The organism is Bartonella sp. AP30XZML (genome assembly GCF_042195945.1).
Lineage (GTDB): Bacteria > Pseudomonadota > Alphaproteobacteria > Rhizobiales > Rhizobiaceae > Bartonella.
The window spans coordinates 45,963-68,135 of sequence record NZ_JBHIPJ010000057.1 but is presented as its reverse complement, the minus strand read 5'-3'; the positions used below and the strand labels follow the sequence as shown (position 1 = coordinate 68,135).

The window sequence follows — 22,173 nt, the reverse complement described above, 5'->3', positions numbered from 1 at the left end:
CACCTTTAAAACTCTTTGAAAAAAAATGAATTGGTACAAAACCTAGTGGCAAAATATACAAAACCCGCTGGCAAGCTACATATACAAAACCTGCTGGCAAGCTACACCGATGACAAGCTATAACTCCACACAAGAACGAATAAATACAAAATTCAATGGAGCGGGCGATGGGATTCGAACCCACGACCCCAACCTTGGCAAGGTTGTGCTCTACCCCTGAGCTACACCCGCTTACCGATTCGATATATGTCTTGTCTGTATGGCGTAGGCTTCTACGAATTGCAACAAAAAAATATCATTTTAGTTTGATTTATTTTGTCCATGTTTAAATAAAATGAAATAAAGATTGATTTTAGAAAATTCTTCAGTAATAGATTATTCTTTTTTTTAATTTTTGCATGGAGAGGGGTGGAATATAATGTTGAAGAGAATAAATATATTAGGGATTATCATTGCAATTGTTTTTATGATGAACAGTGTTGCAAAGGCAGATGACCAAGTTAAACGCGTTAAAGTTGCAATAACGCAAATTATGGTCCATCCTGCTGCGGATGCCGTTCGTAAAGGTGTGGAAGATGTTCTTACAGAAAATGGTTATAAGCAAGGTGAAAATTTTCAACTTACCTTTTTATCAGCGCAGGGTAATATTTCAACAGCAACGCAAATTGCACGTAAATTTGTTGGTGATAAACCCGATGTTATTGTAGCAATTACCACGCCTTCAGCACAAACGATGCTTGCGGCAACAAAAACAATTCCTATCGTTTTTGCGGCGATTTCTGATCCTATCGGAGCTAAAATCGTTTCTTCGCTTACCAAACCTGGCGGTAATATGACGGGGAGTTCTGATCGTATAGATGTTGCAGAAAGTGTTAAGCTTTTACAAGAAGTAAAACTAGATTTGAAAAAAATTGGTTATCTCTATAATGCTTCTGAAGCAAATTCTGTTTCAACACTTAAGGTGTTAAAAGATGCGGCAAAAAAAGTTGGAATTGAAATCATTCCTTCATCAGCACCAAAACCTTCAGATGTTCAGGCGGCAACACGGGCTTTAATAGGTAAGGTAGATATCATTTTTATTCCCGCTGATAATACGGTTCTTTCTGTTTTAGAGGGGGCAGTAAAGGTCTCACAGGAAGCAAATGTTCCTGTATTTACTGTTGATGCTAATTCTATTGGACGCGGTCCCTTTATGACGCAAGGTGTGAATTTCTATGATGTAGGGGTTGATGCTGGGAAGTTGGTTGTGCGTATTCTAAAGGGTGAAAAGCCTGGTGATATTGATGTTGTGCAGGCGGCTAATAATGACATTCGAATTGATATGAAAGCAGCAAAAAAAGCGGGGATTGTTATTCCGCAGGCAGTTATTGATCGTGCAACAAAAGTGATTCAATGACTTTCATTGATAGGATGTTGATACAATAAAATACGTTAAGTTTTCATGGGGATTGTCTTTACATGAATATATTTGCGTTTTCTGGCGCTGTAGAATTAGGTCTTATTTATGCGTTTGTGGCTATAGGGGTTTATCTCTCTTTTCGCGTTTTGGACTTTCCTGATTTAACAGTTGATGGCTCATTTCTTCTTGGGTCTTGTGTCTGTGGCGTCTTGATTCTTTTAGGTTTTAATGCATGGACAGCTATGGCATGTGCTTTTTGTGCAGGCATGGTAGCTGGTTTATTAACCGCTCTGTTGAGTTTGCATTTTGGTATTTTGAATCTTTTAGCTTCTATTTTAACAATGTCGGCACTTTATACGGTTAATCTTCGTATTATGGGAATTATGGGAGGGTCTAATGTTAATTTAGCTCTTGCTGATACGGCGTTAACGCCCTTTTATAATCTGTTTGGTTTGTCTGATATTTTTGTGCGTCCTCTTTTCGTTGGTATTGTGTTGCTCGTTATGGCGTTTTTGATTTGGCGCTTTTTGGAAAGTGAGATTGGTCTTGCTATGCGTGCAATGGGCGCTAATCCACGCATGGCGACGGCGCAAGGTGTTCATACATCAGCATTGATATATTTTGGAATGGGGCTTTCCAATGCGTGTGTGGCACTTGGTGGTTCTCTTTATATTCAAACTGCGATTGCAACAGATATTACCGGTGGAATTGGAACAATTGTTTTTGGATTGGCAGCCGTGATTATTGGTGAAACTCTCTTTCGTACGCGCAATATTTTTTGGATTATAATCAGCTGTATTGTAGGGTCTGTACTTTATCGTGTGGCGGTGCAATTTGCATTTGAAGCAAATGGCATTGGTATTGATACGTCGACAGATCTTCAGTTGATTACTTCGTTGTTGGTTGTTTTAACCCTTATTGTGCCACGCTATTGGAGGAGGCATAAACGTGATTGAATTTTTTCATGTTGGGGTCACATTTAAACCGCAAACACCTTTGGAAAAACAGGCTTTAATTGATATTAACCTGAAAATTGATCAGGGTAGTTTTGTTACGGTTATTGGTTCAAATGGTGCTGGTAAATCAACTTTGCTCAGTGTTTTAGCGGGTGCAACGCTTCCCTCAACGGGGAAAGTGGTTATCAATGGACAAAATGTTTCTAGGCAATCAGTCAGTGAACGCGCTGGAAAGATTGCTTGTGTTTTTCAAGATTCTTTAGAGGGAAGTTGTGGTTCTTTAACAATTGAAGAAAATTTGGCTCTTGCTGCTCTTCGAGGAAGTCGTCGTGGTTTGCGTGCGGCTTTAAATCATGAGAAACGGCAATTTTTTCGAGAGAAAATTGCTCAATTAGGCATTGGTCTTGAAGCATATATTCATAATCCTATGGATAGTTTGTCAGGTGGGCAACGCCAAGCAGTTTGTCTTGTGATGGCAACATTAGCACATGCGGATGTTTTATTGCTTGATGAACATACCTCAGCGCTTGATCCTGGAATGGCTGATTTTGTGATGCGGTTGACTGAAAAAATCGTTGAAGAGAAAAAATTAACGACTATCATGGTGACTCATTCTATGCGTCAGGCTCTTGATTATGGCGATCGCACCTTGATGTTACATGGTGGAAAAATGATTTTGGATGTCTGTCATGAAGAGCGTAAGGGCTTGGATGTCAATGATTTAATTGGCATGTTTCAGAAAGTTCGCGGGGAAGTTCTTGATGATGATGAACTGTTAATGGATTAATAGTGTGGCTCAGAAAAAAGCACATGAAGTTGATCAGTTTCTAATGCGTTTTTCACGTGCTTTTCCTATTGTTCTCATTTATGGGCCAGATCGTGGTCTTATTTGTGAGCGTGCACAATGTTTTGCAAAACTTACACGGGTAGCAATAGAAGATCCATTTTCGACAATTCGTTTGGATGCTGCTGAAATTGATAAAGATCCTGCACGTTTAGAAAATGAAGCGCGTACGTTATCGCTTTTTGGGGGAGATCGTTTGATATGGATCTCTAATGCTGCTAACCAAAAAGGTTTTCTTGCTGCCTTAAAGCTTTTAATTGAGAAACCACCAGAAGCTTGTTTTATTCTCATTGAGGCAGGGGATTTAAAAAAAGGAACAGGGTTGCGCAATGCTGTTGAAACAGCATCAAAAGCGATGGCTTTGCCCTGTTTTGCCGATGATATGCGTTCTCTTGACGGTTTGATTGATGAGGTTTTAAGACAGTTTAAGAAGGCTCTTTCTTTAGATGCACGTAGATGGTTGCATGAATGTTTAGGGGCGGATCGCCTTGTATCACGAGGTGAATTAGAAAAGCTTTGTCTTTACGCTGCAAATGTTCATATTACTCTTGAAGATGTGAAAGCTGTTGTAAGCGATGTCAGTGCTCTTTCTCAAGATGAAGTCATTGATGCTCTTTTATTGGGCGATATATCAGGCTTTGAAGCGCATTTTAACCGACATGCAGCAGTGCAGGGGGCACTTTTTTTAATTTTGAGTACAGCTCAAAGGCATTTTCAGCAATTACAGCTATTGCGTTATCAGGTAGAGGTTGAAGGAAATTCACCTTTTACGGTGGTTTCTCAGGCACGTCCTCCCATTTTTTTTCAACGGAAAAAGATCGTTGAACAAGCTTTAAAATATTGGAAGTTAGAACAAATTTCTTATGCAATGGAAAGAATTCAGAGTGCTGTTTTAGACAGTCGTAAAAATCCACTTTTGGGCGAAGCTATCATTCGTCAAGTTTTGTTAGGGCTTACAATTATTGCACGACGCCAGATGGCAGCTTAACAGCCTAGAAATATAATGATTTTTTATTTTTGGTATACCACAGAGGTATTTTCAGTAATTAAAACTGTTATGCTATCAAGTAGAGGTTGATGGAACTTGTATTTTTGAGGATGCATTTTAGGAGCTTGAAAGCTTGATAGAAATTTTTCTTCAAAAGAAATAGTTTATTTTCAAAAGTCCATTTTGAAACAGTTTTATTATTTTGTTGTGTCGTAAAATACTGTTTTTAGGGTCGTGATACGAGGCCCATATCAAATTTTATGTGTTCGATGTTTTTTTGTGTGGGTATTTAGTGAATATTAGGTTGGTTCATAGAGTCTTAATGGAGTAACACCCCCATGTAAAACAGAGTATCTCAAACAACAGAAGACACTTGTATGGTAGATTCATACGCTTTCTTAGAAATATTTTTCAATGCGCGTCATATCTATTTCGCGGCGGTGTTTATGAATGGTGTAGAAGTAAAGTTCCTTGTGAAGAATATAAAACCCATAGAGCAACTCTATCTTTATGCTTAATAAAAGCGCAAGTCGACACTCATTATGTACTTTGCTAGCCTCTAATGTTACTACAGTTTTTAGCATTAGAGAGCGTTTTTCATCATTTTTTCTCACATGTCTTCTTGTGACGTGTAGCCAAGAGATTTTAATTGATAAGAGGGTTTGTGATGGAAGAATTTTACAGTATTCGAAGTTATGATTCAAATTGAAAAAAAGTATTATTTTTATAAATCAATGTATTATAGATTAATTGAATCACTTAAAATTGTGAGCCAGAGGAATCTTTTAGACAAGAAAATGAATTGTTTGCAGATCGGTATGAATTAAGAATCTTCATGGGATGAGAAGAAAGTCAAAATAGATTATGATGAAAACCACAGCACCTATGGGGAAACTTTTATGTTTGATACAGAGATGATTATCTTAGCAATGAATGTGTCTCATAAACAGAGCTAGCCATTGTTTATTATTAATAATTTATTATTTTTCATATTAAATCAATCAGAACAATGTCTTTTGCACGTCATAAGTGGGGGGGGCGTGTGGATAAAAACTGTACAAGAAAGCACTAAAAATGCCTCTTATGAATGCTCTCAAATTCCAAGGTTTTTTGCAACATTGGGGGTAGGAAAATATAATGATAGTGTTTTATTAAGTGTGAAGAGGGTCGTGCTTAATAGATTTATAGTTATAACATTTACGAACACTGTCGTGAGATAGGCTAGGGAGCGAGATGTCTTTTAAAACAAACGCATGAATTTGTAATCCAAATCTATTCTATTTAGGGCGTTTTGTTTTACGTGAGGGGTGTGATTCCATTAAAGGGATATTCGGTGTTTTTATTATCAAACTTTTTCTTTATTGAGAGGTCGTGTTTTTCTCATATTTATTTGATTTATGGTATCCGGAATCGGGAGAGGAAAATGTTTTTAATGGTATCTTTTGGTATGCGTTTTTTTACTGTGTTTTCAATATTCGCGAAACTTATGTTGTTGTAGGTGGAGGCGTAATACGTTTTTATCTAGGTCTAATGTACAAATTAATGAACGTATCGGGATAATTGGAGAAGAGTTAGTGTCTGCTTACGCTTTTGATGTGTTTTTTTGTGAGTAAATTAGTAAGATAAAGTAAACTGATGGGATTTTATGTAGAGTCGTTGTTATCCTAATTGAGAGTGCATTTTATTTTGTTTCGGTGATGCGCTTTGATCAGTAATTAAGAGGGAGTTTTAGAGCGTGATGTTAGATTTCTCGTCATTTATTTTTTATGTGTTTTCTAGGTAAAGTGATCTGTTGTCAGCTTGCGCAGGTGATAATTGGTAAACTGCGTTATTCTTTATTCCCTAGTTGTCATTTTTTAATGTTTTACGCATAACTCTTGAACAAACAAACAAGAAAATTTTGATTTTACAATTGTCTTTATTGCCATTTGCAAAGAATCTTTGAAGGTGAAAGATGCTCCATATTCAGTTTGAAAAAATAGCACTCATTGGGATCGGTCTGATTGGGTCTTCTTTAGCAAGAGTGATTAAAAAGAAAAATCTTGCGGCTCAGATTTCTATTGCAACACGTCGTCCAGAAACCCTGAAAAGAGCGCGAGAATTGGAGCTTGGGGACTTTTATACGACAGATAATGCAAAAGCTGTTGAAGGAGCAGATTTGGTTATTCTTTCTGTTCCTGTTGGGGCTAGTGCAGAAGTGGCAAAAACCATTCGTGATCATTTAAAACTTGGAGCGATTGTGAGTGATGTTGGTTCTACGAAAGCGTTGGTTATTGCGGAAATGGCACCTTTATTGCCAAAAACGGTTCATTTTATTCCAGGGCATCCAATTGCTGGAACGGAATATTCAGGACCGGATGCTGGTTTTGCTGATTTATTTATGAATCGTTGGTGTATTTTAACGCCTTTTGCGGATAGCGATGCTGCTGCTGTCGCACAATTAACAGCGTTTTGGGAAGCTTGTGGTGCGCGTGTCGAAAAGATGGAACCTAAGCATCATGATCTTGTTTTGGCTATTGTTTCACATTTACCCCATTTGATTGCGTATAATACTGTTGGGACAGCGAGTGATTTAGAAAAAGTAACAAATTCGGAAGTAATTGCTTATTCCGCTTCCGGTTTTCGTGATTTTACGCGTTTAGCATCTTCTGATCCCGTTATGTGGCGAGATATTTGTTTGCATAATAAGGATGCTATTTTAGAAATGTTGAGCCGTTTTAGTGAGGGGCTTGCTTTTTTAGAACGGGCAATTCATTTAGGAGATGGTGAGACACTGTTTAACTTTTTTACACGTACGCGTGCTGTACGTCGCAATATTATTGATGCTGGACAGGAAATTGATGCTCCTGATTTTGGACGTCAGAGTGTTTCTAAAAAAGGGTGAATAAAAGCAAGGGGTTTTTGTTGAATTTCGTTGGTTTTTTCTAGAAATCGATAAGAAGTTTTTTCTTTATTCAGTCATAGATTGCAATAAAAAAGAGTGACGATTGCTCCGATACAGATAACCATGACTTTAAAAGGTTTTATGTGTGCACGATCATCTTGCTTAGCTCTCTATAGGGCATATAATGTACAGAAGAGGTTACTGATCTGTAGAAGTAACAAAAAAATGAGGTTGTTGTAGAACTTCATAGAGTGGGTTATTGTTTTTGTTTTGGTATAAAGTCGGGCTTGACCGTATTGATTATTGACCGTTATATTGCAACATTGCAAAATGTTTATTTGCAGAGCTTTGATGATTTTTATAAAACTTGAAATAGACTGAGGAAGAGTTTTACCAGAAAGTATTGAGTTTTGTTAAAAAATATCTTTTGGTATAGCTATCGTATTTTGGGTGACGCAGTAAGTCATTATTGGCGTGATAATGGGAGTGCTTTTGCAAGCCATGTTGCGCTATCGGGGCTTTTAGCATTTTTCCCTTTTTTTATTTTTGGAACATCGTTTGCTCGTTTTCTAGGTGCTTTTACCTATACACCGCAAAAAATTAAAGCACTGGTGCAGTTATTGCCTGATGTTATCGCAGAGCCTTTATCTCAGGAAATTGTCAATGTTTTAACCATTCATCGAGGAGGTGTGTTGACGCTTTCTGTCATTGGAGCGGCTTATTTTGCTTCTAATGGGATAGAGGCTTTGCGTACGGCTTTAAATAAAGCTTACCGTGTTACTGATCGACGGAGTTTGTTGTTTTGTCGTTTTCAAAGTCTGTTTTTTGTAATCCTTGGAGCTGTTGGTCTTGTTGTGATTAGCTTTTTATTGATTCTGGCGCCTTTGTTGATCAAAATTATGCAAAATCATTCTTTTTTTATGACTGAATATATTGCTGCTATTCGTGTATGGCGTTATACAGTTGCAATCATTATTTTGTTTATCAGTCTTTTGATTGTTCATAAATGGCTTCCAGCAGGGCGGCGGAAATTTATAGATATTTTACCAGGAATAGTGGTGACAATGTTTATATGGTTTATGGCTTCTATCGCTTTTGCGCAATATTTAACGATGTTTGATTATATTTCTACCTATGCAGGGTTGGCATCTATTATGGTTGCTATTATTTTTCTCTACATATTGAGTGCAATTTTTATTTTGGGAGGAGAAATAAACGCGGCGATAATGTTTTATCGCAAGGATTTGCAACATTCAGATGAATGAAAGAGTTTATTATTACTTGAAAGCCAAGGTATGAGTATCCCAATAAAGCCTGCTATCACTTTGTTGATTGATGCAGATGCTTGTCCCGTAAAAGATGAAGTTTATCGTGTGATGAATCGTTATCAGCTTAAGACATTTGTTGTGGCAAATCGTTCTTTGTCCCTTCCAGATGAAGCACTCATTGAAAGAGTGGTCGTTGCTGGTGAATTCAATGGTGCTGATGATTGGATCGTAGAACATGTGCATGAGGCAAGTATCGTTATTACCAGTGATATTCCTTTAGCAGCGCGGGTTGTGCAAGCTGGGGGTTTTTGTCTTTCGCCAACGGGGCGTATTTTTGATGTAAATTCAATTGGTCAGGCTTTGGCGATGCGCAATTTGATGGAAGATTTGCGTGGACAGGGTAGTATAATAGGTGGTCCCCGTCCTTTTTCTCGTAAAGACCGTTCTGCTTTTTTGTCAGCACTGGATATTGTTATACAACGTTTAAAAAGACGCGGTTATTAAAGTTATAGGGCTTCTTTAATGATTGCTTTTATAAGTGCTTTGGCATCGTCATTGGCCCATGGAGCTGCACCATTGAAAGAAGCAATGAGATATCCTTCTTTATCAATGAGCAATGTAATGGGGAGTCCTAAAGCGAGCCCCTGTTTTCTAACATTGTTGAAAATATCCATTGTTTCATCGCGATAGTAAAGCAAATTGTCTGAATGAAGATTCTGTAAAAATTGCTGAATTTTTTCAGGAGAAGCAGTTTTATCGATATTAATAGCTATGACATCAAAGTTTTCTCCACCTAATTCACGTTTTAATTGCGCAAGTTCAGGCATTTCTGTGCGGCAAGGTGCACACCAAATAGCCCATAGATTGACCAGCATTGGTTTTCCGGTAAATTCGCTGAGTGTGCGCTCTTTTCCTTGAATATCCTTGAAAGAGAGTTTGTTCATATCTGAGAGCGTATCAGCAAATCGTATGTGGCTAAAAAAGCCTTTTGCTGCTTTTCGTATCGCCATCATTTTTTCTGCTCGTGCTTTATTAATGTTTATTTCTTGTGCTTGTGCTGCTGAAATGAAATTGAAAAGAAAAAACTCTCTTTTGGTATCGTAGTTTATGGTTGCGTATAAACTCAGTGCAATGATAAAGAATGCAAGGGAGAGTTGCCTTTTTTTATTGTTTTTTTCGCTGATGAAAATTTGAAAAATCATAATTTTGTCCTTTGGATGGGTGTTTTCAGAATATGACAGATGAGAAGTTAAAGAACCAAATGTGGGGTGGTCGGTTTGCGGCAGGTCCTGCTGCAATTATGGAAGAAATTAATGCCTCTATTGATTTTGATCAAAAACTTTATCGACAAGATATTGAAGGTTCTCTTTCTCATGCAGCTATGTTAGCGCAAACGAAAATCATTTCACAATCAGATTATGAAAAAATTGTTCATGGTTTGAAACTTATTCGCCAAGAAATTGAAGACGGTAAATTTGTTTTTTCACGAAAGCTTGAAGATATTCATATGAATATTGAAGCGCGGTTGAGTGCGTTGATTGGTCCTGCAGCAGGACGTTTGCATACGGCGCGTTCACGCAATGATCAAGTTGCTGTTGATTTTCGCTTGTGGGTACGTGAAGCAACGCAAAAAATAGCACAAGCTTTAAAAGGATTGATAGAGCAATTACTTATTCGCGCAGAACAACATGTTGATACCTTTATGCCAGGCTTTACGCATTTACAATTGGCTCAACCCGTAACATTGGGTCATTATATGATGGCTTATGTTGAAATGTTTGGTCGAGATTTATCGCGGATGCGTGATGCTGTTGAGCGAATGAATGAATCGCCTTTAGGGGCGGCTGCTTTAGCGGGGACAGGCTTTCCAATTGACCGTTTTATGACAGCAAAAGCGCTAGGCTTTCGGGAACCTACACGCAATTCAATTGATAGTGTTTCAGATCGTGACTTTGCATTGGAATTTTTAAGCGCTGGCGCTCTTTGTGCAACACATCTTTCGCGATTGGCGGAAGAAATTGTTCTTTGGTCAAGTGCACAGTTTTGTTTTATTCATTTATCAGATGCTTTTTCAACAGGGTCTTCCATTATGCCACAAAAGAGAAATCCTGATGCGGCAGAGTTAGTACGAGCGAAAGCAGGTCGATTGAATGGTGCACTTATGGGATTGTTAACGGTGATGAAAGGATTACCGCTTGCTTATTCAAAGGATATGCAAGAAGATAAGGAATATGTGTTTGATGGGGCTTTGAGTTTGGAATTATCACTAGCAGCAATGACAGGGATGATTGCTGATTTGAAAGTGAGTAAAAAAGCCATGAAACAAGCAGCGGATTTAGGGTATGCAACAGCTACAGATTTTGCGGATTGGCTTGTACGCAATTTAGGGATTCCTTTTCGCAAAGCACATCACATCACAGGGTGTGCTGTGGCATTGGCAGAAAAAAAACAGTGTCGCCTTCATGATTTATCATTAGATGAACTTCAAGCAATTTGTCCTGATATCAATGCGACACTTTTTGATGTTTTGACCGTTGAAAAATCTGTTGAAAGTCGTAAAAGCTTTGGAGGAACAGCGCCTTCAGAGGTTCTTCGGCAAATTGCGTATTGGAAAAAGCGTCTCGTGAGCGCTTGAGTGATTGTATTTTAAAGGTAAAAAAGAAATCGAGATGAGGAAAGAGGACAAATGAAAATTATATTAAAGGGGTTGGTGATTGTCCTTTTGGGGGGCTTGGGTATTGTTGGGTGTGGGCGTAAAGGGTCATTAGAGTTACCTCCTTCAACAGGAGTGAATTCTTCACAAGGAACTTTTGTTTCTCAAGGCAAAACAGATAAACCTTTTATTCTTGATCGGTTAATACAATAGGAATTTTTATGCGTTTTTTTTCTTATCATCAGGGTGTGCTTCACGCTGAAGGTCTTTCTCTTTTGGAACTTGCGCGGGAAGTTGGAACACCTTTCTATTGTTATTCAGCTAGCGCAATCGTTGCACATTTTAAAGATTATCAGAATGCATTTCATGATATGCCGAGTTTAATTGCTTATGCGGTTAAAGCGAATTCCAATCAAGCAGTTTTACAACTTTTAGCTAACAATGGAGCGGGAGCTGATGTGGTCTCAGAAGGGGAATTACGGCGTGCACTTGCTGTTGGTATTCCTGCGCAGAATATTGTTTATTCTGGTGTTGGTAAAACAGTGAGAGAAATAGATTTTGCTCTTGCACAAGATATTTATTGTTTTAACGTTGAATCAGAGCCAGAACTTGAACAATTATCGGCGCGGGCTGCTGCGCTTTCAAAAACGGCTCGTATTTCTTTACGCATTAATCCTGATGTGGATGCTAAGACTCACAAGAAAATTACAACAGGTAAGTCTGAGAATAAATTTGGTATTCCACTGTCTTTGGCGGGTGATGCATATAAAAAAGCAGCCCAATTGCCCGGTCTTCATGTGTGTGGTGTTGATCTCCATATTGGCAGTCAAATTTGTGATTTAAAACCGTTTGAAGATGCATTTGTTATTGTTGCAGATTTTGTGCGTCAATTATGGAATAATGGTTATGCGATAACCCATATCGATATTGGGGGTGGGCTTGGTATTCCTTATGGTTATGAGCAGCATCCAGTACCTTCTCCTTTTGAGTATGCAGCACTGGTAAAGAAACATATTGCGCCTTTAGGGATCAATATTATCCTAGAACCTGGGCGTAGTATTGTTGGTGAAGCCGGTGTATTGGTAACATCGGTTGTGTATTTAAAAAAGGGGGAAGGACGAAATTTTGTTATTGTTGATGCGGCGATGAATGATTTCATGCGTCCAACGCTTTATGATGCGTGGCAAAATGTAATGCCAGTGAAAAAAACACCAGTAGATGCCCCTCTGATTAATGCTGATATTGTTGGTCCTATTTGTGAAACTGGTGATTATTTAGGCTTGGAACGTTCTTTACCAGTGTTGAAAGCGGGTGATGTTTTGATGTTAACAGGAGCAGGGGCTTATGGCGCAGTGATGGCAAGCACTTATAATAGTCGACTTTTGGTGCCGGAAGTTCTGGTTCAGGATACGCGTTATGCAGTCATTCGTCCACGCCTTGATTATGCACAATTGATAGGCTGTGATCATATTCCAGATTGGATTGAGCCCAAATTAGATTGAGCATTATTAAATATTTTGGGTCTTATTTTTACTAAACTTTGATGAAACAATTTATTTTCTAGAAATTGTTTTGTATGGGGTTTATGATCTTAATGCACCACGATAAAAGGGGATAAATGCTTGTTTATGAAAAATAAAAACATCAAAGGTTTTGCAATGAAGCTTTTGTGTGTGCGCATTTTGATGTGGGGGATCCTTTCATTTGAACGGATGTGGGTACGGTTGTTGCCATTTTTCCTCGTTCTTAGTCTCTTTTGTTCGTTTAGCTGGTTGGGACTTTTTGGTATTTGGGGCTATTGGTCACATTTGCTCTTACTTGGGGTTATACTTATTTGTGCTGGGGCGAGTTTATTTTTTCTTATTCGTTTTCGGTTTCCCACAATGCGGGAAGTAAATTGCCGCCTTGAACGCGTCAATGATCTTAGACATCAGCCTTTGAATATTCAGACAGATCGTTTATGTTCTGAAAATGATGAAGATTTTAGTGCTGTTATTTGGCGTGAACATCAACGCCGAATGGCAAAGCAATTATACCATTTAAAAACGGGATTTATCTCTCTTAATAGTGCGGATTATGATCCTTTGGCTTTGAGGGCTTTGTGTGCTCTTCTTTTTGTGTGCGCTTTTAGTTTTTCTTTTGGTTCACAAGGGGGGCGTTTGGCTGATGCCTTTGATTTTCGTCCTGTCGTTGATGAAAAACTCATGCGGATTGATGCTTGGGTAACACCACCTGCTTATACCGGTGTGGCACCGATTTATTTGACAAAAGATGAGAAAACACAACTAGAAATCCCTGAAGGGAGTAATGTTGTTGTGCGTGTTGTCAATGGGGCTGGCATTACAGTAAAAGCAAAATCTGTAGAAGATGGGAGGGAAGTTTCGTTTTCAGAGAAAACGGAACAAACAGCTTTGAATGATCCAATTGTTCATTTTGAAACACATTTAAAGCATTCAATAAATTTATTTGTATCATCACGTCGTAAAAAACAGCAATGGCACTTGCAGATAATTAAGGACACGCTTCCAACAATTCATTGGTTGGAAAAACCAGGGAGGATTTTAACAGGATCATTGGAGTTACGATATGTGGTGGATGATGATTATGGTGTGACAAAGGCTTTTGTTGAAATAGAGCCTTTTCTTCCTCAGAATAAAAGTGCTTCTTCTCTTTATAATGCTCCGGAAATAGAGCTTCTTCTTCCGCGTGGTGGAAAGGGGAAAATGCGAATGGTGCAGGATATATCAGCGCATCCATGGGCGGGTTCGCAAGTCAAAATTACTTTGGTGGCAGAAGATGGTGCGGGGCAGAAAGGGCGTAGCAAAACTTTTGTTATGATATTACCACAGTGTGTTTTTTCGAATCCTGTTGCACGCGCAGTGGTTGAACTGCGTCGTTTATTAGCTCTTAATCCTTTAGCGCGAGAGCGGGTACTTGATATGCTTTCTGCTTTGCTTGTGCGTCCAGAAAAGGGGTTGCAAAATGCATCGCATTTTATTGTTCTACAAAGTGCGTGGACAAGACTTTCTTTAGCACAAACAGACGAGGATTTGCGCGATGTGGTGGATTATTTATGGCAAATTGCTTTGGGTATTGAAGGCAATCAACTTGAATCCGTGCAAAAAAAGTTAAAACAAGCACAAGCTGCTTTACGTGATGCATTGCGTTACGGTGCTTCAGCGGCAGAAATTGAACGGCTTATGGCAGATTTACGTCAAGCTATGGATGAGTATATTCGTGCTTTGGCTGAAAAAGCACCGGATAGTCAAGTTTCTAAAAATTCTAAAAGCTCAAAAAGTCCTAATCTTTCTGAAGCTACATTACAAGAAAAGCTAAATTTAATTGAGGAAATGGCTAAAACAGGCTCTTCTTTAGCAGCTGAACAACTCTTGGCGGAAGTTGAACAGACGCTTGATCATTTGCATGTGCAAAAAGGCAATCAAAATGAGGGAGAAAAAAGCCAATCTGCACAAATGAAAGAAAAGATGGACCAGCTTGGAGATTTAATGCGTCGTCAGCAAGAAATTCTCAATGAAACACATCAGTTAGAGATGGAACAAAAACGCGGAGAAAATATACCGGAAACACAAAAAAAATCTTTAAAAAAACGTCAAGCTGAATTGCAATCTGAATTATCAACATTAGAAAAAGAATTATCAGAACGAGGATTTGAAACAGGGGGCGCATTGAAAAGGGCAGAAGAAAAAATGAATTCTGCGGAAAATGCGCTTGATAATGGAAATCATCAGGTATCTATACAAAATCAGTCTGATGCTTTGGAATCTTTGAGGCAAGGTGCACAAAATGTTTTGAAAAAAATGCGCGAAACACTTAAAGAAACGGGAGATGAGCAAAATGCTGATTCTGGTCCTAAAGATCCGTTAGGACGTCCACTTTCTTCAAAAACAGATGAAGAACAAGAAGGCGAGGCACTACCACAAGAAAGTGATCAAATGCGTACGCGGCAGATTTTGGATGAAATTCGCAAACGTCTTGGTAAAGAGCATCTTTCAGAAGAAGAAAAAAACTATCTTGAAAGATTGCTTCATTTTAATTAACCAGTGTTGGCTTTTTTCTTAATTGATGTCAAAAACAGTGTATGAAGAACCTCTATGGGGTTTATCTCCAAAAAAATGATTAAAGTGCTTGTAAGGCAATAATCATCCTGTTGTACTGATTTTTTAATCATTTAAGTTTAAAATATGCAATATTGAAATGTTCGCTATTGCGGAAAAAAAGCAGAAGTCCATATAGGTTTGGTATATGAAAATCTGTAATGTTTGAAATTTGTTTCTACATGGTATGTTGAGTTGGATATCGTTACGCTGAAAGATTTTTATGCTTCTGCACTTGGACTACGTGTGCAAAAGACGCTGTGTGACCAATTGAATTTATGGTGGCCTGATCTTACGGATAAACGGATTATGGGATTGGGTTATGCACTTCCTTATCTTTCTACATTGCGTGAACGTGCCCAACAATGTTTTGCTTTTATGCCTGCTGCTCAGGGTGTTTCGCCTTGGCCTTGTTCTGAGCAAGTTGCTACAGCGCTTGTTTTTGAAGAAGATTTGCCGCTTCCTGATGCGTCAGTTGACTGTATTTTATTAGTACATGCATTAGAATATACAGAAAATTCATTTGAAACGTTGAATGAAATATGGCGTGTTTTAGCACCCAATGGCCACTTGATCGTTATTGTACCTAATCGCTCTGGCTTTTGGGCGCGCAATATTACTACGCCCTTTGGTTATGGCGAACCCTATAGTCGGCAACAAATTACTCGTTTGTTCGAAAAAACAAATTTTGTTTCTGGGCCAATACAAGAAATTGTACACTATATGCCCTCTACGGGGTATTTTTCGCGGTTGTTCTCATTTTTTTACGAGCCATTTGCTCGCTATCTTTTGCCTTATTTTGGTGGACTCTTAATGTGTCAGGCACAAAAACGTGTTTATCAGGGTTTGCTCGTACAGCGTCGTCAGTCGCGACGTATTTTTATTCCTGCTTTATCGCCACAGACAAGAAATATTTTAATTTATAAAGATAATTAATCATTTTGTCATTGTCATAAGAACCGCAAGTATAGAAGGATTCTCTTATTTCAATTTTTTGCATTTACAATTTAAAAATATTCTTTTGTACATTAATATGTGGAATTGGTATGTGAATAAAAATCTCAAGTATCTATATACCGAACCATATTTCATGAATAGTGGAAACATTTTAAAAGAAAAAAATGCTGGTATCTTCGTAAACGTAAAAATAGCAGAGTCCAAGAGATCTTACATAATATGGTTTATGGTGGTTAAAAACTGTACAAGGAAGGATTACAATGCTTCTTATAAACCATCTCAAGTATCAGAGGCTCCTCTGCAACATCTAGATCTAACATAAGTGTGTGATGGTGCTGGCTTATTCTTTTATAAACGTAAAGATGGTGGTGCTCAGTGGCTTTATCGTTAGGATAAACATTTAGCGTTATATCATTAATTATATAACCTCTTAAGAGGAGATAAAATCATAAAGAATAGAAGAAAACTATAAAGATAAAAAACATCTCTCAATTTAGGCTAGTGAATATGAGATAAAGCAGTGCGTGGAGCGGTTTTTCTGAAAAAATAATCATAAATAGCACTCATCTAAAGATGATAGTTATGATCAAGAATGTTGCTAAAAGATATCACGATTATTTATATGCGAAACATATTAAAAACTTTAGAAAGAACAAAAGCATGTGAAACAGAAGTTACAAAGTATATCGTGAGGGTTGAAAGCATTTTTGTTTCTGGTTCTCATGTTGGAATATTTCGTTTTTATTCATAATGTTATATATTTTGTCATAAGAGTACAGATAAGAGTAAGTTCTATGTATATGTAATAGCATTCGAATTATACGTGAAGTTTTTTTCATCTCGTTTCTGTTTTTATTTAGGATATTAAAATTATTTTTGAAACAGTAAATCTCGAATTAAAGATTTAAACGATAACCATTTTGATCTGTCATGAGAATTTGTGCATTGGAGGGATCTTTTTCGATTTTTTGTCGCAAACGATAGATATGGGTTTCTAAAGTATGAGTGACAATATTTTCATTATAACCCCAAACTTGTTCTAACAATGTTTCACGGCTGACAATTTTATCATTGGCATAATAGAGACATTTAAGAATCGCTGCTTCTTTTTCTGTGAGACAGATTTTATTGTTGCATTGATCAAGAAGAAGTTTTTGTCTTAGTTTAAAAGTATAGGGACCAATATGAAAGGTTGCGTCTTCATTTTGTTCATATTGGCGCAACTGTGCTCGAATTCTCGCTAATAACACCGCAAAGCGAAAGGGTTTTGTTACATAATCATTGGCGCCTGTTTCAAGATCTAAAATATTATCACAGTCTGTATCATAATTTGTTATCATGATAATGGGGGCACGAAATCCTTGGGTGCGTAATTGTTTAACGGCTTTGTAGCCATCAAGATCAGGAAGTTGAAATCCCAAAATAGTGAGATCAATATTTTCTTCTTGGATTATTCTCATTCCCGCTTCTGCTGTTTTTGCTTGGAAAATTTTAAACTCTTGATGCATTTGCAATTGTTCTACTAAAATGGGGCGTAGATCATCGTCTTCAACGATTAAAAGAGTATAGTGGTTCATGTTTTTCCTTATAGTCATGTTGATGCACTGATTGATATAGTTTCATGAAAAATGAGATTTCATGCAAGAAAAATTAAAAGAAGAAAATTAAAAAAGAACGCTTCTAAAAAATAAACTTTTATAATTTCTAATGGTTGCTTGCTGAAAAGAAGGTATTCCGTCTGCAGAGTATTTTACGTATTGGTTGGAAGCGTTTTTTATGTTCTAGAATGTGTTTTAGCTATTGAGTGTCATCATCTTTACGCTTATGGAGAAACAAGCTAGCACTATCATTCACTTTGCCAGCTCGTGGGTGTTGCGGACAGTCCTTGGCACTTGAGACGATTCATAGGAGGAATTTTTAGTGCTTTCTTTCACGTTTTTTATCTATATGGGACTTTCTCCGCTTAGAATGTGCAAGCCAATAGCTTTTGATTGATTCAATATAAAACAGGTTGGGAATGAGAGAATCCTGCGGTATGAGGCGCACTCGTCCAACATGCAAAACAATGAACACGCAATATGATGCGTTTTTTAAGCGTGAAGAGAATTGTGCAACACTTAGCACATATGCACTGTTTAGGAGAACTTCACGATCGTTTTTATTGTTTTTATCCACGTTCAGTTTTGTTTTTTTTGTTGCATTTGTGTGCGAAGGGGATTGTGTGTTATGTTCGTGGTGTTGCTTATTATAATCGTTGAGCAAGCTTTGCCTTTAGCAATGCCGAAAAGATGCATCATAAAGAGGTTTTTTGTGTAATTTGGAAGGAGACTGTATTGAGAAAGAGTGCAGGATAAAAAATGACAAAGAAAAATATCATATTTATGCATTTAGCATGAGAATACCTCAACAGAAGGATGTGTTGAGCTTATTCTTCTGCGCTATGAAGCATCTTTTTATATGAGTTAATGAATAAAAATTATTGTTTTAAGATAAAAGCATTTCCTCCTTAAGGTTGCCCATTAAACAGACTTCTTTCCATTCATCTTCTGTTACGGGTTGCACTGATAAGCGGCTGGCTTTGACCAGCACCATATTTGCTAGTTTGGGATTGGCTTTAATTTGTTTTAATGAAACAGGTGTTGGCATGTCACAAAGTGCACGGATGTCCACACATTCCCAGCGTGGATCAGAGCTTGTAGAATCAGGGTGCGCTTCAGCACATATTTCTACAATTCCTACAATTTCTAAACCTTTATTTGAATGATAAAAAAAACCTTTATCACCATATTTCATAGCGCGCATATTGTTACGGGCTTGATAATTGCGTACACCATCCCATTGTTCGCTATCAGCTCCTTTTTTCTTTTGCATCTCCCATGACCATTTATGGGGTTCAGATTTAAAAAGCCAATAAGCCATGAGTTCTCCTTTTTCATAGACTGTTATGCATTTTTATAAGCATCTTTGTAATACCATCAACGATGATTTTTAAAATGGGGTAAAGAACGACTATTATCTATTTTTTCTTGTTTCAAAATAATGTGTAGTAGAGAGACACGCTCCATTGATATTTCATGTTGTATAAAAGTATTTTGCTCTTTGCTTATCTTTTCAGCTATGGTTTGAAATGCGGTTACTATAAGAGTTTGTTGGAAAAAATTAAGAAAATTGGTTCTAAAAAGCTTTAAGATTACAATGACAATGAAACGAATAAATGATCAAAGATGATGAGGTCAACGAATGGCATTCATATCTATGCTTCGTGGGAGAGAGTAGATCTTATTATGCTGTAAAATACCGTCATTTGAAGTGTAATGATATAAGGCAGTTTTTTGAAACATGAAGTTTTTAAGAATGTGTGGTGAATATTTAGGTTTACGTGTCGATCTTTGGGTTAAGTGAATTGTGTGAGTGGGAAGCAGGTGGAATCTGCTCGATAGAGAATTCGGACTATCTATAGACCGGATTGAGTAGAAATCTTCGTTCTTTAAGATGTGTGTAGGACGTCAATTTTATTATGCTTTTGTTCCACGGCGTCCCATCCCGATCAAGGGCGGGGCTTTTTCATCTAATGGCCAGCGTGAGCGGGGTGCAATGTCAAGAGAGTTTGTTTCTCCTCGTACGAGTTTTTGTGCACCGGCAAAAGCAATCATTGCAGCATTATCGGTACACAAGGAAAGAGGAGGGGCTATAAATTCAAAACCATGTTGATGGGCAAGTTCTTGCAACGTAGAGCGAATGGCTTGGTTTGCGGCAACGCCGCCTGCGACAACCAAAGCAGGAGAACGCTTTTCTTGATCATGAGAGAGAGGATATTGGTGGGCAAAGTGTTGTAGGGCTAGGTGAATACGATCATGTATTGTATCGGTCACGGCGGCTTGAAAACTTGCGGCAATGTCAGCAATATCATTTTCTGTAAGGGGAGCTATGGCTGTTGCGGCTTGTCGAACAGCAGTTTTGAGTCCTGAAAAAGAAAAGTCTAACCGTTTTTCACCTTTTAAAGGTCGTGGAAGAGGGATGCGATTTTTATCACCAAATAAAGCTGCTTTTTCAAGTGCTGGTCCACCAGGATAAGGAAGACCTAAAAGTTTTGCTGTTTTATCAAAGGCTTCTCCTAATGCATCATCAATGGTGGTTCCTAAACGCTGGTAGTTACCTACTCCATGAACAAGGATTGTTTGTGTATGGCCACCTGAAACTAAAAGTAATAAATAAGGAAAGTTGACATTGTGCGTCAACACGGCTGTTAAAGCATGTCCCTCTAAGTGATTTACGGCAATAAATGGTTTTCCAGTAGCAAGAGAGAGTGCTTTTGCGCTCATAACCCCTACCAACAATCCTCCTATCAAACCAGGTCCACTGGTGGCTGCAATGCCATCAATATCTTTTAATTTTGTGTTTGCTTCTGTTAGTGCTTGTAGAATTAAATGATCAAGAACTTCAACATGGGCACGAGCAGCAATTTCAGGAACAACACCGCCGTAAGGTGCATGGTGATCAATTTGACTCCAAACAACATTGGAAAGAATTCGACTGTTTGCTTCATTGTTATATTCAATGACAGCCGCTGCCGTTTCATCACAACTTGTTTCTATTCCCAGCAGACGCATTTTAAACAAAACCTTATATTGAAGCTTCTTTCCTGCGTGCGTACCATGAACAGAAAAAGATGCAAAGTATTTCTCTTAGAATTGTTTTTTCTATGAAAAATATGTGTTTTGGCATTTTCTTTGAATTTTATGATATCGTTGATTAAAAAATAAAGCTGTATTTTCGAGTATAAAATGCAATTTTTTTTAAAACTTGTCTATTAAAGGCGATAATTGTAAATATTATTGAGAAAAGCTGCATTTTTAAAACTTTTTTCATTTTATTATTTTATCATTAAAAAAAGTGTGCACGAAAAGTGACAGAGATGGTCGATTCTTCAAAACCAAAAGTTAAACCACATTATGTTGGTACGCGCCGTAAGAAACCAGTTATTGAACATGAAGCTGTTCCCCATGATTCAGAGGAAAAAATCCATAATTCTGTAGAAGCTCAGGCGCGAGAAAAACAGAATATGCAAGGTCAGGATAAAAGTATCTCTAGTACAACTTGGCTTTTCTTATCCCTTTCTGGGATTTTGGGGGGATTCATTGCTTTGGGAATTTTTATGGGGCTTCAATGGGCTGGTTTTTTTCCTTCTCCTTTTGTGGAAAATTCTGCTGGAGGAGAAAAAGCGTTGCAGATTGCTGAAGCCGCAAAAAGTCAAGGTGAAGACACAAAGGAACAATTGAGGCGGGTCTTTCAAGAAATTGATACGTTAAAAACAGAGTTTTCTTCTTTTCCATCACAACAGTTTAAAACAACGAAAAATGATGAACTATCGAAAGAAGAAAGCAAAAAAGCTTTTGCGATTTTAGAGGAAAAAGTAAAAGCTCTTGAAGAAACTGTACAAACTTTTGTTAGAAAGTCGAAAGATATAGAGACGGCTTTGTCTGTTGGGCAGAGCAATGCAAATAATTTTTCTGCGTTAAAACAACAGTTAGAAGCACTACAGGAAGAAACTGCTGTTAAAAATAGTGAGAAAAAAGAAATAGATACCGCGCTCTTTACTGCAATTAGTTCATTAAAAAATGCTGTAGAGCGTGGTGGATCTTATAATAATGAATTAAAGCTGTTGCGGCAATTATCGCCTTCGATTAATGGACTTGATGTGTTGCAAAAAACAGCTACTGTGGGTCTTCCAAGTTCAGTACAACTTTCAGTTGATTTTGCTCATGTTGCTGATGCAATTGTTGGTACGCAAAATCTTGTTGCGTCAGATGCTGGTTTTTTTGACCGAATTTTAGCGTGGATAAAAGGGCTCATTGTTTCGCGACCGATTGGAAATGTTGAAGGGACAACGCTGGGGGCTATTGCGGCACGCATGGAAGTTGCCATTCAAGCTGGTGATTACGAAAAGGCTTTGAGCGAATGGCAATCATTGCCCCAAAGTGCAAAAGATGTTTCAATGGATTTTGTTAAGCAGCTTGAAAGACATATTGCTATTCAACAGTTGTTGCAGCAATTGTTATTGTCTGTGCAACAAGGATCTTTTAAAGCAACAAAGATGTAAATAGGCCCA

Annotated in this window: 17 protein-coding genes and 1 tRNA gene; 13 read left to right on the top strand and 5 right to left on the bottom strand. The window is 37.8% G+C overall.

All coding sequences use genetic code 11. The features are described 5' to 3' along the window. Positions 1-156 precede the first annotated feature (156 nt). Positions 157-231 (bottom strand) — tRNA-Gly (locus ACFIL2_RS04660). A gap of 187 nt (positions 232-418) precedes the next feature. Between ACFIL2_RS04660 and ACFIL2_RS04655 the strand changes: the two genes are divergently transcribed. The 7 genes from ACFIL2_RS04655 (at position 419) to ACFIL2_RS04625 (ending at position 8,843) form a co-directional block, all read left to right on the top strand. Further along, positions 419-1,396, top strand: coding sequence for an ABC transporter substrate-binding protein (locus ACFIL2_RS04655; protein ID WP_375680498.1), 978 nt, complete (start codon positions 419-421; stop codon positions 1,394-1,396). A gap of 62 nt (positions 1,397-1,458) precedes the next feature. After that, positions 1,459-2,355 (top strand): ABC transporter permease, encoded by an 897-nt coding sequence (locus ACFIL2_RS04650; protein WP_375634319.1) that lies wholly within the window; start codon positions 1,459-1,461, stop codon positions 2,353-2,355. Then, positions 2,348-3,142 carry an ABC transporter ATP-binding protein gene (locus ACFIL2_RS04645; RefSeq protein ID WP_375680497.1) on the top strand — a complete coding sequence of 265 codons (795 nt, stop codon included), beginning with the start codon at positions 2,348-2,350 and terminating at the stop codon, positions 3,140-3,142. The genes ACFIL2_RS04650 and ACFIL2_RS04645 overlap by 8 nt, the downstream gene beginning before the upstream one ends. A gap of 4 nt (positions 3,143-3,146) precedes the next feature. Continuing rightward, positions 3,147-4,187 (top strand): DNA polymerase III subunit delta, encoded by a 1,041-nt coding sequence (gene holA / locus ACFIL2_RS04640; RefSeq protein WP_375680496.1) that lies wholly within the window; start codon positions 3,147-3,149, stop codon positions 4,185-4,187. A gap of 1,954 nt (positions 4,188-6,141) precedes the next feature. Beyond that, positions 6,142-7,071, top strand: coding sequence for a prephenate/arogenate dehydrogenase family protein (locus ACFIL2_RS04635; RefSeq protein ID WP_375618338.1), 930 nt, complete (start codon positions 6,142-6,144; stop codon positions 7,069-7,071). Between the two features lie 410 nt (positions 7,072-7,481). Beyond that, on the top strand, positions 7,482-8,336 hold the full coding sequence (locus tag ACFIL2_RS04630) for a YihY/virulence factor BrkB family protein (RefSeq protein ID WP_375633605.1): 855 nt from the start codon (positions 7,482-7,484) through the stop codon (positions 8,334-8,336). 30 nt (positions 8,337-8,366) lie between these two features. Beyond that, positions 8,367-8,843 (top strand): YaiI/YqxD family protein, encoded by a 477-nt coding sequence (locus tag ACFIL2_RS04625; RefSeq protein WP_375634323.1) that lies wholly within the window; start codon positions 8,367-8,369, stop codon positions 8,841-8,843. 2 nt (positions 8,844-8,845) lie between these two features. On the opposite strand, the gene ACFIL2_RS04620 is transcribed toward ACFIL2_RS04625, so the two are convergent. Then, a complete protein-coding gene (locus ACFIL2_RS04620; protein WP_375634325.1) occupies positions 8,846-9,541 on the bottom strand; it encodes a TlpA disulfide reductase family protein in 696 nt (231 codons plus the stop codon). Positions 9,542-9,573: 32 nt separating this feature from the next. Here ACFIL2_RS04620 and argH point away from each other — a divergent pair, with 32 nt between their 5' ends. The 5 genes from argH (at position 9,574) to ACFIL2_RS04595 (ending at position 16,043) form a co-directional block, all read left to right on the top strand. After that, complete coding sequence (gene argH / locus ACFIL2_RS04615; RefSeq protein WP_375633603.1) at positions 9,574-10,974, top strand: argininosuccinate lyase; 1,401 nt, start codon at positions 9,574-9,576, stop codon at positions 10,972-10,974. Between the two features lie 51 nt (positions 10,975-11,025). Continuing rightward, positions 11,026-11,205, top strand: coding sequence for an LPS translocon maturation chaperone LptM (locus tag ACFIL2_RS04610; RefSeq protein WP_375618333.1), 180 nt, complete (start codon positions 11,026-11,028; stop codon positions 11,203-11,205). A gap of 8 nt (positions 11,206-11,213) precedes the next feature. Next, positions 11,214-12,494 carry a diaminopimelate decarboxylase gene (gene lysA / locus ACFIL2_RS04605; RefSeq protein WP_375634328.1) on the top strand — a complete coding sequence of 427 codons (1,281 nt, stop codon included), beginning with the start codon at positions 11,214-11,216 and terminating at the stop codon, positions 12,492-12,494. Between the two features lie 126 nt (positions 12,495-12,620). After that, positions 12,621-15,050: a TIGR02302 family protein gene (locus tag ACFIL2_RS04600; RefSeq protein WP_375676947.1), complete on the top strand. Its 2,430-nt coding sequence runs from the start codon at positions 12,621-12,623 to the stop codon at positions 15,048-15,050. A gap of 222 nt (positions 15,051-15,272) precedes the next feature. Beyond that, on the top strand, positions 15,273-16,043 hold the full coding sequence (locus ACFIL2_RS04595) for a class I SAM-dependent methyltransferase (RefSeq protein WP_375632423.1): 771 nt from the start codon (positions 15,273-15,275) through the stop codon (positions 16,041-16,043). Positions 16,044-16,960: 917 nt separating this feature from the next. Here ACFIL2_RS04595 and ACFIL2_RS04590 read toward each other — a convergent pair. The 3 genes from ACFIL2_RS04590 to tsaD form a co-directional block, all read right to left on the bottom strand. Next, positions 16,961-17,641 carry a response regulator transcription factor gene (locus ACFIL2_RS04590; RefSeq protein WP_375639838.1) on the bottom strand — a complete coding sequence of 227 codons (681 nt, stop codon included), beginning with the start codon at positions 17,639-17,641 and terminating at the stop codon, positions 16,961-16,963. Between the two features lie 907 nt (positions 17,642-18,548). Next, complete coding sequence (locus ACFIL2_RS04585; protein ID WP_375680495.1) at positions 18,549-18,983, bottom strand: EVE domain-containing protein; 435 nt, start codon at positions 18,981-18,983, stop codon at positions 18,549-18,551. Positions 18,984-19,579: 596 nt separating this feature from the next. After that, a complete protein-coding gene (gene tsaD / locus ACFIL2_RS04580) occupies positions 19,580-20,674 on the bottom strand; it encodes a tRNA (adenosine(37)-N6)-threonylcarbamoyltransferase complex transferase subunit TsaD (protein ID WP_375639836.1) in 1,095 nt (364 codons plus the stop codon). 305 nt (positions 20,675-20,979) lie between these two features. Here tsaD and ACFIL2_RS04575 point away from each other — a divergent pair, with 305 nt between their 5' ends. Next, positions 20,980-22,164, top strand: a complete 1,185-nt coding sequence (locus ACFIL2_RS04575; RefSeq protein WP_375633597.1) for a COG4223 family protein — start codon at positions 20,980-20,982, stop codon at positions 22,162-22,164. Positions 22,165-22,173: the final 9 nt, after the last annotated feature.

Coding starts and splice junctions, on each gene's coding strand:
- ACFIL2_RS04655 (WP_375680498.1), top strand. CDS start 419: ATGTTGAAGAGAATAAATATATTAGGGATTATCATTGCAATTGTTTTT.
- ACFIL2_RS04650 (WP_375634319.1), top strand. CDS start 1,459: ATGAATATATTTGCGTTTTCTGGCGCTGTAGAATTAGGTCTTATTTAT.
- ACFIL2_RS04635 (WP_375618338.1), top strand. CDS start 6,142: ATGCTCCATATTCAGTTTGAAAAAATAGCACTCATTGGGATCGGTCTG.
- ACFIL2_RS04625 (WP_375634323.1), top strand. CDS start 8,367: ATGAGTATCCCAATAAAGCCTGCTATCACTTTGTTGATTGATGCAGAT.
- ACFIL2_RS04620 (WP_375634325.1), bottom strand. CDS start 9,541: ATGATTTTTCAAATTTTCATCAGCGAAAAAAACAATAAAAAAAGGCAA.
- argH (WP_375633603.1), top strand. CDS start 9,574: ATGACAGATGAGAAGTTAAAGAACCAAATGTGGGGTGGTCGGTTTGCG.
- ACFIL2_RS04610 (WP_375618333.1), top strand. CDS start 11,026: ATGAAAATTATATTAAAGGGGTTGGTGATTGTCCTTTTGGGGGGCTTG.
- lysA (WP_375634328.1), top strand. CDS start 11,214: ATGCGTTTTTTTTCTTATCATCAGGGTGTGCTTCACGCTGAAGGTCTT.
- ACFIL2_RS04600 (WP_375676947.1), top strand. CDS start 12,621: ATGAAAAATAAAAACATCAAAGGTTTTGCAATGAAGCTTTTGTGTGTG.
- ACFIL2_RS04590 (WP_375639838.1), bottom strand. CDS start 17,641: ATGAACCACTATACTCTTTTAATCGTTGAAGACGATGATCTACGCCCC.
- ACFIL2_RS04585 (WP_375680495.1), bottom strand. CDS start 18,983: ATGGCTTATTGGCTTTTTAAATCTGAACCCCATAAATGGTCATGGGAG.
- tsaD (WP_375639836.1), bottom strand. CDS start 20,674: ATGCGTCTGCTGGGAATAGAAACAAGTTGTGATGAAACGGCAGCGGCT.
- ACFIL2_RS04575 (WP_375633597.1), top strand. CDS start 20,980: ATGGTCGATTCTTCAAAACCAAAAGTTAAACCACATTATGTTGGTACG.